Raw genomic sequence first — 13,036 nt, forward strand, 5'->3', positions numbered from 1 at the left:
TCGCAAGCTAGCTGTATGTTCCGCATTTGTTCGAGGGGTAGCTCTCGTTGTCAGAATGAAGTGAGCTCATGTCGGTCGCCTATCTGGAAAAGTTGAACGAGCAGCAGCGCAAGGCCGTCGAACACGGCGTCGGCTTGCCTGAAGGTAATTCCGCAGGTCCGCTCCTGATCATCGCTGGGGCAGGTTCTGGCAAGACGAACACGCTGGCACATCGCGTCGCCCATCTCATCGTCAACGGCGCAGATCCACGCCGCATTCTCCTGATGACATTTTCAAGGAGAGCTGCCTCGGAAATGGCACGCCGCGTCGAGCGCATTTGCCGCAATGTTCTGGGCGCCAATGCCGGCGTCCTGACAGATGCTCTCGCGTGGTCCGGGACATTCCACGGGATCGGGGCCCGCCTTCTCAGGATGTATGCCGAGCAGATCGGCCTCAATCTGGACTTCACCATTCACGACCGTGAGGACAGCGCCGACCTCATGAACCTTGTTCGGCACGAGTTGGGCTTCTCAAAGACCGACAGCCGTTTTCCGACCAAGGGCACCTGTCTTGCGATATATTCACGCGTCGTGAACTCCGAGACGCCGCTTAACGAGATCCTGCGCCAGCACTATCCATGGGTGGCCACATGGGACAAGCAGTTGAAGGAATTATTCGGAGCTTACGTCGAGGCCAAGCAGGCCCAAAATGTGCTCGATTATGATGACCTCCTGCTCTACTGGGCCCAGATGGTCAGCGATCCCGACCTTGCAGACGATATCGGCAACCGCTTCGATCATGTGATGGTCGATGAATATCAGGATACCAACAAATTACAGGCATCGGTTCTGATGGCGTTGAAGCCCGGTGGCCGCGGCCTCACCGTCGTCGGCGACGACGCCCAATCGATCTACTCGTTCCGGGCGGCCACCGTCCGCAATATTCTCGACTTCCCGGCGTCCTTCAGTCCAGCCGCGGACGTCATCACGCTCGATCGGAACTATCGATCTACGCAGCCTATCCTCGCCGCAGCCAACGGCGTCATCGAACTGGCGCGCGAGCGCTTCACCAAGAACCTTTGGACCGAACGGGAGTCGCTGGAGCGACCGAAGCTCGTAACGGTCAAAGACGAGACCGACCAAGCGAATTATATCGTGGAGCAGGTACTCGCCAACCGCGAGGTCGGAATGACGTTGAAGCAGCAGGCCGTGCTGTTTCGCACGTCCAGCCATAGTAGCACGCTGGAAGTCGAACTGACTCGCCGCAACATTCCCTTCGTGAAGTTCGGCGGCCTGAAGTTTCTTGACAGTGCCCACGTCAAGGACATGCTGGCGGTGCTGCGATTTGCTCAGAACCCGCGGGACCGGGTCGCGGGGTTCCGTCTCCTGCAGATGCTGCCCGGCATCGGCCCCAAGACGGCTGGCACCATCCTCGATACGATCGCGTCCGATCCAGAGCCGCTCCTGGCACTCGCCGAAATTCCACCGCCACCCAAGACGGGCGAGGACTGGACATCCTTCATTCAACTGCTAGCAGGCCTTCGGAAAACGCAGGGCGGCTGGCCTTCGGATATCGAGCGTGCCCGCCTGTGGTACGAGCCTCATCTCGACCGCATCCATGAAGACGCAGATACCCGCAAGGCTGATCTTCTTCAACTCGAACAGATCGCCAGCGGCTATCCTTCGAGAGAACGTTTTCTAACAGAACTGACGCTCGATCCACCGGACGCCACGAGCGATCAGGCCGGCGTTCCATTGCTTGACGAGGACTACCTCATCCTGTCGACCGTTCACTCGGCGAAGGGACAGGAATGGCGTTCCGTTTTTATGTTGAACGTCGTCGATGGCTGCATCCCGTCGGATCTGGGAACAGGCACTACGCAGGAAATCGAGGAGGAACGACGCCTCCTCTATGTCGGCATGACGCGGGCCAAGGACAGCTTGTCGCTCATCACCCCGCTTCGGTTTTTCACCCACGGACAGAGCTCGCAGGGTGATCGGCACGTTTACGCGTCACGCTCCCGGTTTATCCCGGCTACGCTGCTGCAATACTTCGAGCCGATGGCTTGGCCGAAGGTCTCGGCCGCAGCGGCTGAACGTAGTGCTCAGCAGGTAAGGATCGATGTTGGCGCGCGCATGCGCGGCATGTGGAAGTGACGTTGGTGCGTGTGTGATCTGAATAGATCGCGAACGCGATGTCGAATTTGGATGAGCAGCTTTCGTACATAAAAAAAGCCCCGAACCGAGTTCGGGGCCTTTGGCGGGGTTACGATCCGTTATGCACGGTCGACGACGTCTTTCACTTTTTCCTTCGCCTCACCCTTGGCTTGCTGCGCGTGGCCTTTGGCTTCCTGAGCGGCGCCCTTGGCTTCCATTTCGCGATTGTCGGTCGCATCGCCTGCCGCTTGGCGGGCTTCGCCAGCGATCTCGTTCGCCTTGCCCTTAACCTTGTCCATCGTACTACCCATCATAGTTCTCCTTCTTGAGCTTGATTGCTTGATCGCTAAAACAACGAGTTGAGGCGCGTCGTTGTTCCTCTTTGTTATAATCTTGACCTAAAGTGACGGATGCTCGACCAAGCGATGCTATTTCCGTCAAGCGCGGCGGTCTCAAAGGAGGGGCGAACTGGGGCGTGCTGCAACCGGAGAAAAGGAGCTGATTACATACTAGCGATCCCCTCGTAGATGTGATCGATCCGCAGACCATCGCGAACGTCGGTACGACCATAGACCAGCAGAAGACCACCACCCATCCGTCGGTGTTGCACTGAGCCGCCCACAAGGAACGCAATGCGTCAGGGGGGTGACGCAAATACCCGCTTTTTAGAGCATTGAGGCAACGCCTGTTATCCCTTTTCTGCCTCAGATCGATCTGGATCGGATCTGCGTCGACGCTCTCTAGACTTCGCGGACGCCCTGGCCTCACGCAACTCATCGAGCGTCGGCTGCCACCAACCCCGGCGCCGCTGGCCCGCATCCGGGTCTTTTCGTGCCGGCCAAGTGTGAACCAGTTCCTCTAAAGTGGCCGAGCGCCATCCCGCCCACACATGTTCATCGGTAGCGTCGGGATGATGCTCGTTGACTTCGTTGGGATCTACAAGCTCGCCGGTGACCTCCGAGATGACCAGGATCCCGTAGGACGTTGTGGCGACTGGACGCCCAACAGGCGGCAGATCATTCGCTCGGCACCGGAAGCCGCTTCTTCCTTCGCTCTGACGCCCTCCGTTTTACCTTTGCTTCATCCTCTGTCCCCTTCCGTGCAATCGCTCTTTTCCGTCGCTCGTCGGGTTCTGCTCGCCTCGCTGCAACCTCGACTGCCTCCCACCGATCTAGCAGGTCTTCATAGGAGGAATAAGGAACCTCCCATACTTTTTCCTCGCCGTTCCAGCGAGCGAAGGGGATCTGCCGCAATTGGTCTACGACTGTCTTTGAATACGGCGTCCGAATTCTGAACCCAGTTTCTGCGACCTCGATGTAGGGAGAGAGAATGGGTTCGAAGTCGTAGGCATCGCGGCCTCGCTCCTGATCGTAGGGATCGCGGCGATCGCGTTCGCCGGCAAGCCATCGATCTATCCGACGCCGTGCAGTAGTTCCGGGCACCTTCCATGCCTGCAATTCGTCGCTCCAGCGAGCATTCGGAAAAGTCTTACGGAATCGCGCGACCGTCGTGCGGTCGAACGTGAACGAGACAGTTTCGGAACTCTTATCTTCGTCGTTTCCAACCAAAGCCCTTCTCCTTCGCGACCAAACGTCGAGCGACCGGCTTTCGTTCACCCTCCTAGCCAGCGGGCCGAAAATGGAGAACGAACTCCACGACTTTTTCCGAAGACATCTCGCACGGCTTAAGAACAGAGCCGGAATCATTGGTGCGATATAAATTGAATGACACGATCTCACGTCCACCAAGTTCTTCGGCGAACAGCCATACTCGTCGTCCATCTTTCGATCTGTGGACGGTCGCGGCCCAACGGCGGCCACCGAAGTTTCCCTCTTGGTGTCCCTCTGTGAGTTCTTCCAAGGCTTTCTCGAATGCCACCGGGGATTTCATGAGTCGGGATTCCTTCATTACCGTGCGAGTTGCGACCCCGGCTCGATAGTGGGGTATGGTCACCGCGACGGAAACGTTCGGATCATCCAGACGGTGGTAGGTACTTCTTTCTAACGAGGGATGAGCGCCGAAGAAGCTTCTGACCACATTGTGTCTCACTTGACTAACTATAGCGTCTCACCGGCGTCGCCTAGGGGGATCCTTAGTGTGGTATATTTGGCGCCTAGGATTAAAGTCCTATGCCAGGATTAACGAATCCTTACCCAGTCTCATTCTTCCGGAAGACCCTTTATCAGGAAATCAGTGACGCGTTCCCGAGACTTTGCTTTGGAATAGCGCACGGTAAAACTACCTTCATCATCGCTAATCCGTTGAGGTCCCTTGGTTTTTGCAGCTTCAAGAAGCTGGTCGAAGTCGGCCTTCGCCCCCGCGGGGGTCCATCCGTGGACATCTTCCATAGATTCTCGCTCCTTGATCGCGCCGGGAATCACGGAAAGGATTTACCAGCCACTCCAACGTACCGTTACAATCGACTCCGATCAATCGATCGGATGGTTCAAAGGAGCGACTGTAATGGCATCCGAATACATCATCCTCGATACCAACATCCTCTCCGAAGCGCAGAAACCTCGACCAAGACCCGAACTTGTGGCCTGGCTGGAGACACTGCCTCCTTCAAAAGTAGCCATCCCATACTCCGCATTCTTCGAAATTTCATACGGTATCGAACTTATCGTCGACAGCGATCCACAAAGAGCGCACAAACTCAGGAATTGGCGCGATCATTTCCTCAGCCTCGATTTCATGATACCCGAAACGACGCCCGAGGTTGGCGCGATCATCGCGCGAATGGCCTGCAAGGGTCCGCTCAAGGACCACTGGATCATGTGGCCCGATTCGACTGGCGGGCAGAAGAAGAAGCTCAAATTCGGAAGCGACCCGATGATAGCCGCGACCGCAATCGCTCACGAGATGCCGATCGCAACATTGAACGCGAAGGACTTCTTGTTGATCGACCGCTACTTCCCTCTACCGGGCCTTTTTGATCCCTTGAGCTTGGAATGGATAATACATCCTCCCTCAGGCTGGAGCTTCGAAGACAACTCGGCGGGTTTGCAGAACAGCAGCCTTAAAGGAAAAGCGGTCGGAGCACGGGAAGCAGATACAGGCGGATGCAACGTCATCAGACTTCGCGCGTGATCAGTCCCTCACGCAAGATGGCAAGGCAGAGGGGGCACATCACGAGGTTGGTCGGCCCTCCTGCAAAAGTGATAAGCATCTCTCCGTCGCGACGGGACAGGTTTAGGTAAATCGGCTAGCGAACTAAACGGAGTCGGTTGAGCAATAATGCGGAGATCGCTTATGGTGCGACTAGCCATCTTTCGTTTTGATAGTTAGTCCGCCTTGTGAGCCCTCACTAGACGAGTCACCCCGTCTCAGTAAATGCGACGGCGTCAACGATCTTCTACCCTGACGGTTTCCAAGAAACTTGTAAGAGCCTACTCCATCGATCGAGACACTAAATATTAAGCTCGCCCCTTATCCGGCCCGTAACTCTCCCGCGCTATGAAAAGTCACAAGGAGAAACGACATGGACATAGCTCAGCCATCCCAAGCGGCATCTCACAACCAAGAAGACTTCAGTAGCCACCAATTGGCACAGTTCGAGTCGATCGCGAACAGCTTTCGAAAATCTCAAAAGAAGCAGATCGAGTATCTACTGGCAATGCTAGAAGCGGGGCAACAGCTTCGAGACGTGTCGGACTATGACGGAGAACGTCTTGAGGCTTGGCTTCGTACGCAATTAGGCGTGGCGGAGGATGAGGCTCGGATCATCGCACGGTGTCCACCGGACGTGCTCGCCCATAGGAGCATTCTGGAGGCGGGAAACCAGACTGTCGCGACTATTCACGCTATCATTTCTTCAGACGAACGCACGCGTTCGGAGTGCTACATCCGTATCAAGCGGAAGGATCGCGTGGATGTAGGCGTCGTCGAGGAAATTAAGCAAGCGCACGCCCTCAAGACGATTCCCGCGGAGGAACTTGAGAGAACAGAACGCTCTAAAGAATTCGATAGGGCTGCAACAGAGTTTGGCGCGGCTTCTTTGGCTCGACTCGAGCACTTGACTGAAAGACTGCTCGGCGTGTTTGACAGCACGTTTAGCACGCCTGGTGAAGAGGAGGCCTGGTCGAGAGATGCGAAGCATCCTTTACGAAAGGATGCCGCAAAAGCACTCAAGATGTTCGAGGCGTTGTTCGGAACCAATCACGCTCCGCGTGATCGTGCATCGGCTACGGCCTCCCAAGGCATTGCGATAGCTTCGCTCGCCTACACCTGGCACACGCTCAGGGACCTCGCGACCGGCGCATTCGGCGATGGAGCTGAGTTGGGACAAGGCAACGTGTTTCGATCGCGGCCACGAAAATGCCTTGAGTTCCTCGCCGGCAGACGCCACTCGGCAATCTCGCATTCAGAGGCCCTAGGCCCCTTCCCATATCTGCGAGGTATTCCCTCGTTCGTTGACATCGACGCAGGCGTAGGCGGAACCGCGTTGGGCCTCGAGGCAGCGGGGTTCAAGGCCGCTGGGATTTGGGTCAGCCAACAAGCATCCCAAAAAGCCTTGTGGCGAAACAGACCCTCATGGAGCCCGAAGTGGTACTTGCCGAAAAATGGGTTCCTCACGTTCGCACGGGATCTTAGTCGCCTCAAGAGACGTCAAGCCGTCGATCTTGTTACCAGCGGTTTGCCGTGGGATTACTACTCGCCCAAAAAGTACCACGAGGCTTCAGCATCCAGGGCATTCAAGAAATCGGTGCTGGCCGTCAGAATTCTCCGTCCAAAGGTTTTCGTGTTCGAAACCGATCTCCCCAGCCCGGATCATGTGGTAGCGAAGCCGTTCGAGGACGCAGGATACGATGTGCGCTGGCACTCGGTGGACGTCTCGTCATTGGGATTGGCTCAAGCCAAGTCTCGCTCAGTCATGATCGGAGCCAGAGACGGACACCTTGATGGATTCGTGCTGCCGGTCGTTGACCCGCCCCACACGCGCACCTTGGCGGAGACAATAGGAGATTTGGTCGGAGGGTCTGATGAGCACGGCAAAAGGTTGTCGGATGAAGCGCCCTGTCCTGACGATCTCGCGAAGTGGACGCATCTTTGCAGCGAGCGCATTCCGCTCGCCCCATCGCTGCCGAAATATCATGGACGCAAGAAGAGCCGGGACTGGCGTGCGTGTGGCATAGATATCTCCGAATACACCTCTCGTCCCCCCTTGCCAAAAGAACTGAAGTCCCCAGGATGTTTTCGTCTCACAATCCGCATGCTTGGAAGGATACAAGGCTTCCCGGACAAGTGGCATCTCGTCGCAAGTCCTATCGACGCTCATCAAGTCGGGAACGCCTTTCCGCCACCTGCGGCAAAGATGCTGGGCTTGGCCATACATTCAGCCCTGACGGGAGCCGCTTTCGACTACCAAAATGCAGCGAGAGGCCGCAGCCTCCTCCACTATTTTGCTCGCGAGATCAGGCCTGCATGCGGACCAGAGTGGCCGACAAAGTCTGCATCGTGGTTCCTTTCCGACCCGAAGATCGCCTTCGCGAAGACGGGCGGAACTCTTCATCGTAAGAGGGTCCACTATCAGGGCATGTCGACAAGCGACCATCCTCCATCCCTGGACCAATCTAGCGTCTACCTCGACGACGAAGACAGGACTGACCTATGAAGCGGCCGTTTGCCGCTTCTCCTGCAGGTCGTGGAACATCGTTTTCAATTCTCGTTCTACGTCCTGAAAATCGTAATGCGACCCTGTCCAACGTTGCGCCTGGTCTACTAATAGCTTCACGTTGCAGCCGACGTCATAAACAAGCTCGACGATGCGTCCTTCGTGCTCGAAGCGGTAGAATTCATTTCTATCAGCGTCTCGACCGACGTCGATCTGTTCCACGGCGTTTTCAAGACAGATCTGGCGCAACTCAAGCCACATCGCGACCAATTCCGTGTTCTCGATCACGCCCGGCGCATCGTAGTCAGGGATTAGCGAGTATTCAAGAAAGCTGGATTTCGCTTCTTCGAAAGCCCTCTCAAGGGCACCGTCCTCCGGGTATCCCAGCGACACAATGGGTTCGCCGTAACCGCTGACGTCGCCCGAATAATACGACCAGCCATTAGTTCCTACAGGCACTTTCTCGACCGAAACCGTCTGAAGACGAACGTTGTCCCAAGTGATCTCTTTCTGCCCCGTGTATTTGGACAACGGAAAAACGAACTTGACGGGCGCGTGCCAAACGACGCCATGCTCGTCTTCGCGCTCGAAGGTAAGGTAAGCGATGTCCTCACCCCGTCGAAGACGCGGCTTCAATCCGAGCTCCATGGTCAACGGCCCGAGGATTGCCTCGATCTCGTTCAGACGGTTCTTCAAATATGCCATGACGTGCCTCCCAACGGTATTGGAAGATCGTCGGACAGAGCGACGCATACGACAATTTGGCCGACTCGACGTGGCGTCGCCGTTAACCATAGTTAAAATTTTAATAAATGTAGAATTGACGCCGAGGCTGTTCGGCGTCGGAATGCGCACACGAATTCTTCGCTGGATAGGATTGGCACAATGCAGATAGTGCGAATAAGACGCTCAAAGGCGCTCCGAAGCTAATTGCTTCCTTTCGTACTGCGCGCCTTTATGGCGTTACTGCTAATGTTTGAATGAGAACAGACCGGAACGTTGCGGTTCTCGTGTTCTCGGTGCCAGATAAACTGTATCCATAAGTTCGTTGCCGTTCACTTGCCGTTCACTTGCTCGCTGCTCCGTTATACTGCGACAATAGTGGCGTTCTGCAAGTACAGGAGTAGCGCATGAAATTTCTAATTCCCGACACTCGCGTGCCAGCCGTGCTTAACATCTTGTTGAGCCGCTTCTTCATGCTCATGCTCATTTCCTTGAACTCTGACGTACGATCGTTTCTCGGAAATTTAGACCACCATACGTCGCCACGCGCAGATGGCAAAACCGACCGAACCATTATCCCACCAGCCCAGGTTCACGCCGAGCTGTCGGTCGGTAACATTAAATCCTTCGACAAGCGCAACGACGGACGCAGCAGCAACCTAGTCGGTGTTCGGACGACCGCGACGAGGGCGCTGGTGAACCTCACGGAACTGGTCGTTGAACACCAGAAAGATGGCGACGTTCGAATAGCCGCCCTGCACGCCGCCTAGGCCACCTCCCCTACATCCCAATCAATCGAGAACCATGGACTGCCTTCGGGCGGATCGGAAACCCGTGCGCGATCGACCAGTGCCAGCACTCAGGTCCGGACAAGTCTTGGTCTCATCGAACAAAGCTCGCGAAAGGAACACAATGCGCAATATCATCGACAAATTCATCCTCGCGGGCAGCGACGGCCCCTCGGACCTTAACGCGGGTTTGTCGCGCCGCGACAGTCAGGTGGCACGGGCGGAGAGCTACCTCCGCTACATTGATCGCCAACGCTCGAACCGCGCGCGTCTACGCTCCAATTTAGCGAAGACCAAACCGGCCGCGGAAAAGAACTTCCCGGCGTAGGTGCTCCCGCCACCGAGCGCCGAGCGTCACGCCGGCGCTAACTAATCCCACTTTATTTTCGATAAGCGAGACTCCATGTCCATCATCTTTTCCCGCTCCGTTACGCTTATGAACGCACGCGGACGCGCAGGCCTCCGCTTCTTCAATCGGCGAGCCGTGAAGCCAACACGTTTGCTCACTTCTCAAGATACCGCGCTACTTTGCACGGTTATGCTCAGGCCTGCCAGTCGCGTCATTCTCGGAATCACTGAGGGCAAAGCCACACGAGTTCTCTCGTCGAAAGCCGCGAAAACGGTCCGCGATTTTCCAGTCAGACGCACAGTGAGGTGCCGTGTCAAAAGATGAGGACCGCATCGAGAGGCTCAAAGCCTGTCACGATCCATCACTGGTAGATGGTTTCCTTCTTCTATGAGCAACAAGCCCCAAGAGGTTCAAATGCGCTCCTATTTGACAAGCCAATTCCCTACATCTGTAGCTCCGCATTGTCTCGGGGAGCACGTCCCAAGCAGTTTTGCCGCTACCCCACGTATCGCCACCGGGGAGGCGCTTCGAGTGATGGACGCCTTCGCGAGACAGGCGGTCGAGGCGGGGCTGAGGGTTCAGGTCGCTTACGAAGAGCTCCTTGAGTATCTCGCATTGCTCAACGAAGGATTCGACGAGGAAAACGATCGGGATCTGATCCTGGTACCGCCCAGTTTCGTGGCCTTTCGAGCCAGTTTCGAGTTCGCGGACGCCCTTACGTATCTCCGTTCTCACTAATTCGAGATCGCTCTCGCCCCTCAACTTCATCAAAGGAGACAAAAATGAGCCATCTGTGCAACGACGGCCCCGAAGTGGCGCCCGGTCTATGGATCAATCCCGATGCTCTCTCGGCACGCGACCACGCCGTTCGGCGGACCTTTTCGCGCATGACCAGCGGACGCCGGAGCGTCCCGCCTTCTGTCGCTTACCAAGCCTACGAGCGTTCGGTCGCTCGGGAGAACTCCTATGCGGCACTGATGGGCGTCGAAATGATCGAGCTAGCCACTCGCAACGATTTTATCGCGTCAGCCTGGGAGGAGCGCGCCGAGCGCAGCGCGTTTCGCCTGCTGCACTCTCGTCGCGCGATCGCCAACTAAAGCAACAAACTACCACGACTATCGAAAGGATTACGACATGCTGAAATTCAATTCGCACATGCCGCGGCCCGAGCCGAATTACATGGGATCCCTGCGCCGCGGGCGCTTAGGCTACGCGGCTTTTGCCGGGTTTGTTCCCTTGTTAGTGCCCTACTCCGACCATCCTCATAACTGGAAAATCGCGCCGGGCACGGGGGGACGTGGTGAAGCTCTGATCGAGGAGCTTTCCATTCCTCGGCCCCTGTATCTCCACTAAGCGGCCGATCTGAACCGGCCCGGCCTTGCCGCCTCTGAAAAAGCAATTGGCAGTATTTTACTGAACAGGATGGAAAGCCATGCAGAAGATCGCGTCAACCAGAACCACGCATCGCATCGCCACGTCGGCAGTTGGAAGAGCGTTAGTCGCTGAAAGGGAGCGTGCGCACGTCTCGCCTCCTATCGAGAGGCGAGGGCAGTCTAGACACACGTCTGCTCAGTATGTCATCGCGGCGGATGCGACGAACTATCACTTCTGCGCGGAGATTGACGCGTACACGCGCAGCATCCTGGGATTCCGATTGAGAAGCTTCGCAGAAAGCTGAGAAGCCTGTCTTCTGCGGTCAGAGCTAAAACTCTCAGCTACGAGCGACGAAGCTTAGTTCGGCTTCACGTCTGTACAAAGTGTCAGCACAGCCTCTGGGGAGATATCGAAGCCTTCGCAGATGCCGAGTTCAACGAGCCACGAAACGTCGGCTCGTGGAACACCAGGAAGATCAAAGTATCCTGTGAAACCGCAAGCACGACGATCGCAGAACCCGATACGAATGCCACCGCTGAAATCATTTCGTCGCCGCGAGGAATATTTCGGCAGGTCGAGGGGATGCAGCTTTCGGACTAGCTGACGTAGACCTCAACGCCTTGGGACCGCTAGCGCTTCTTGTAACGCCTCCATCATCATTAGGAAAGACATCTATGAAGAACGAAGGAAACCGCCCTCCCTCGATCATTGCCGGTGTGCCGGCCGCTGAGATCGATAAAAAGCTCTTCGGGCATCGAGGTCGATTGCGCGCAAGGCGGGCCATTCTTGAGCGTGTTCGGTATAGCCGCGCAGGCGTCGCTCCGGACGACAAGGTACCTGGTGCTACGGTCTATCTCCAGCCCGACGCAGAACATGTCGGGCGCACGGGGCGAGACGCGCTTGACGTCGGCGACGTCTGGATGGAGGCGACGCCTTCCAGCGGGCTGAGATCCGTCGATCACGTTTCCAAGTCTTCGTTCCGCGGCCACGTCCCATATCGTGGCCAAAACGCGAGCCTATCCGCCGAAAGCATGATCGAAGCGCGGCTGGCCAAGATCCTGCAGGTGCATCGATCGGTGATCGAGATCAGGTCACAATATCCGCGCGTGCAGTACGTTGACGACGCAACGCTGCGTGAAACCGTTTTCGACTTCTGGGTCATGTTGAGCAATCAGCAGCGTGTCGCAGTCGCGGTCAAACCTGCGAGAAAGGTGCGCTCATCCGGGATCCTCAGGACTCTGCGGCTGGTCTCCGATCAGGGAATTGGTGGCTACGCCGACGCCGTCGCACTTTTCACCGACGCTCGCGCGGGCCTCGAAGACGAGTATAACGCAGCTTGGATCCTACGGTCCAGGCGGATGTTCAGCCAGACTGAGTACAACCAGGCTCTCGAACGCATCAGCGTTGTTCACGGTTCGACGCGTTTCCATGATCTGCTAGCTGGCGCTGGATGCCAGGCCGCGCGTCGAACTGCAATCTGGAACCTGATCGACCAGGGCGAGCTAGAGCCAGAAGAGCATGGTCGGATCGAGGACTTGTCCTGGCTTCGCAGAAACACTTTTCATTGAAGGAGAGGGAAGATGAAAGCAGCTATCAGACGTACGCCAAGCAAGGCTAACCCCAAACATACTCGTGCGGGCACGTTTCTTCGGTCTGCCGAAAACGACGTAGTCCGATCGAGCGCTTTGCTATTGAATCTGGGGCGCGCAAAGCGACACTTGGACAATGTGGTCGCGGTGAATTTTGGGCCTGAAGCAGCTCGAGCACGACACACCGCCGGTCGAGGAGGTCGCTCTGCAGATATGCTGTCGGTCATGCCCCCCTACACCGACGACAAAACTGGAGGCGGCAAGATTTTCCATCATATCGAATGCCCGCTACCCCTTAGCTTGTCGATGTGGGCGCGTAAGGCCGATTTTTGCAGGAAAGCAAATACCTCTTGATAGTCGCTGGCGCCTTCGCTCGTTGGAGATCCGAAGCTACACAGTTGTCGCGAAGTTAGCTGCAAGTCAACGCCGTGGGTCCTTCAATCCAACTAGAGTTGGCCGCTTGA

At 56.5% G+C, this 13,036-nt stretch carries 12 protein-coding genes and 1 pseudogene; 9 read left to right on the top strand and 4 right to left on the bottom strand.

Translation table 11 applies throughout. From position 1 onward, the window contains the following. Nucleotides 1-68 precede the first annotated feature (68 nt). Nucleotides 69-2,135: an ATP-dependent helicase gene (locus tag ACQZ5M_RS07895; RefSeq protein WP_113260938.1), complete on the top strand. Its 2,067-nt coding sequence runs from the start codon at nucleotides 69-71 to the stop codon at nucleotides 2,133-2,135. 119 nt (nucleotides 2,136-2,254) lie between these two features. Here the strand turns inward: ACQZ5M_RS07895 and ACQZ5M_RS07900 are convergent, their stop codons facing one another. From ACQZ5M_RS07900 to ACQZ5M_RS07910, 3 genes and pseudogenes are all read right to left on the bottom strand, one after another. Then, nucleotides 2,255-2,446: a CsbD family protein gene (locus ACQZ5M_RS07900; RefSeq protein WP_113260937.1), complete on the bottom strand. Its 192-nt coding sequence runs from the start codon at nucleotides 2,444-2,446 to the stop codon at nucleotides 2,255-2,257. Between the two features lie 377 nt (nucleotides 2,447-2,823). After that, nucleotides 2,824-3,703, bottom strand: a pseudogene (locus ACQZ5M_RS07905) (hypothetical protein). Nucleotides 3,704-4,294: 591 nt separating this feature from the next. Beyond that, the gene (locus ACQZ5M_RS07910; RefSeq protein ID WP_449079403.1) at nucleotides 4,295-4,483 is read right to left on the bottom strand and encodes a hypothetical protein; all 189 of its coding nucleotides are present in this window, start codon (nucleotides 4,481-4,483) and stop codon (nucleotides 4,295-4,297) included. Between the two features lie 13 nt (nucleotides 4,484-4,496). Between ACQZ5M_RS07910 and ACQZ5M_RS07915 the strand changes: the two genes are divergently transcribed. Together ACQZ5M_RS07915 and ACQZ5M_RS07920 are read left to right on the top strand one after the other, a co-directional pair. Then, nucleotides 4,497-5,225 carry a PIN domain-containing protein gene (locus ACQZ5M_RS07915; RefSeq protein WP_449079404.1) on the top strand — a complete coding sequence of 243 codons (729 nt, stop codon included), beginning with the start codon at nucleotides 4,497-4,499 and terminating at the stop codon, nucleotides 5,223-5,225. 391 nt (nucleotides 5,226-5,616) lie between these two features. Then, nucleotides 5,617-7,749 carry a DNA cytosine methyltransferase gene (locus ACQZ5M_RS07920; protein ID WP_449079405.1) on the top strand — a complete coding sequence of 711 codons (2,133 nt, stop codon included), beginning with the start codon at nucleotides 5,617-5,619 and terminating at the stop codon, nucleotides 7,747-7,749. Here the strand turns inward: ACQZ5M_RS07920 and ACQZ5M_RS07925 are convergent. Beyond that, complete coding sequence (locus tag ACQZ5M_RS07925; protein WP_449079406.1) at nucleotides 7,744-8,385, bottom strand: hypothetical protein; 642 nt, start codon at nucleotides 8,383-8,385, stop codon at nucleotides 7,744-7,746. The two genes, ACQZ5M_RS07920 and ACQZ5M_RS07925, sit on opposite strands and share 6 nt — an antisense overlap. Before the next feature lie 494 nt (nucleotides 8,386-8,879). Between ACQZ5M_RS07925 and ACQZ5M_RS07930 the strand changes: the two genes are divergently transcribed. The 6 genes from ACQZ5M_RS07930 (at nucleotide 8,880) to ACQZ5M_RS07955 (ending at nucleotide 12,551) form a co-directional block, all read left to right on the top strand. Beyond that, on the top strand, nucleotides 8,880-9,242 hold the full coding sequence (locus ACQZ5M_RS07930; RefSeq protein ID WP_449079407.1) for a hypothetical protein: 363 nt from the start codon (nucleotides 8,880-8,882) through the stop codon (nucleotides 9,240-9,242). A 142-nt stretch (nucleotides 9,243-9,384) separates the two neighbouring features. Beyond that, nucleotides 9,385-9,588, top strand: coding sequence for a hypothetical protein (locus tag ACQZ5M_RS07935; RefSeq protein ID WP_449079408.1), 204 nt, complete (start codon nucleotides 9,385-9,387; stop codon nucleotides 9,586-9,588). Nucleotides 9,589-10,140: 552 nt separating this feature from the next. Next, a complete protein-coding gene (locus ACQZ5M_RS07940; RefSeq protein ID WP_449079409.1) occupies nucleotides 10,141-10,347 on the top strand; it encodes a hypothetical protein in 207 nt (68 codons plus the stop codon). Between the two features lie 44 nt (nucleotides 10,348-10,391). Then, entirely contained in the window at nucleotides 10,392-10,706 is a 315-nt protein-coding gene (locus tag ACQZ5M_RS07945) for a hypothetical protein (protein WP_449079410.1), read from the top strand. A 37-nt stretch (nucleotides 10,707-10,743) separates the two neighbouring features. Next, entirely contained in the window at nucleotides 10,744-10,962 is a 219-nt protein-coding gene (locus tag ACQZ5M_RS07950) for a hypothetical protein (protein WP_449079411.1), read from the top strand. Between the two features lie 695 nt (nucleotides 10,963-11,657). Further along, nucleotides 11,658-12,551, top strand: coding sequence for a Tn7 transposase TnsA N-terminal domain-containing protein (locus ACQZ5M_RS07955; RefSeq protein ID WP_449079412.1), 894 nt, complete (start codon nucleotides 11,658-11,660; stop codon nucleotides 12,549-12,551). The last annotated feature ends 485 nt before the right edge of the window (nucleotides 12,552-13,036 follow it).

This window comes from Rhizobium sp. 22-785-1 (assembly GCF_053521965.1).

Bases quoted from the DNA above. Each gene is read 5' to 3' on its own strand.
- ACQZ5M_RS07895 (WP_113260938.1), top strand. From the start codon at position 69: ATGTCGGTCGCCTATCTGGAAAAGTTGAACGAGCAGCAGCGCAAGGCC.
- ACQZ5M_RS07900 (WP_113260937.1), bottom strand. From the start codon at position 2,446: ATGGGTAGTACGATGGACAAGGTTAAGGGCAAGGCGAACGAGATCGCT.
- ACQZ5M_RS07910 (WP_449079403.1), bottom strand. From the start codon at position 4,483: ATGGAAGATGTCCACGGATGGACCCCCGCGGGGGCGAAGGCCGACTTC.
- ACQZ5M_RS07920 (WP_449079405.1), top strand. From the start codon at position 5,617: ATGGACATAGCTCAGCCATCCCAAGCGGCATCTCACAACCAAGAAGAC.
- ACQZ5M_RS07930 (WP_449079407.1), top strand. From the start codon at position 8,880: ATGAAATTTCTAATTCCCGACACTCGCGTGCCAGCCGTGCTTAACATC.
- ACQZ5M_RS07935 (WP_449079408.1), top strand. From the start codon at position 9,385: ATGCGCAATATCATCGACAAATTCATCCTCGCGGGCAGCGACGGCCCC.
- ACQZ5M_RS07945 (WP_449079410.1), top strand. From the start codon at position 10,392: ATGAGCCATCTGTGCAACGACGGCCCCGAAGTGGCGCCCGGTCTATGG.
- ACQZ5M_RS07950 (WP_449079411.1), top strand. From the start codon at position 10,744: ATGCTGAAATTCAATTCGCACATGCCGCGGCCCGAGCCGAATTACATG.
- ACQZ5M_RS07955 (WP_449079412.1), top strand. From the start codon at position 11,658: ATGAAGAACGAAGGAAACCGCCCTCCCTCGATCATTGCCGGTGTGCCG.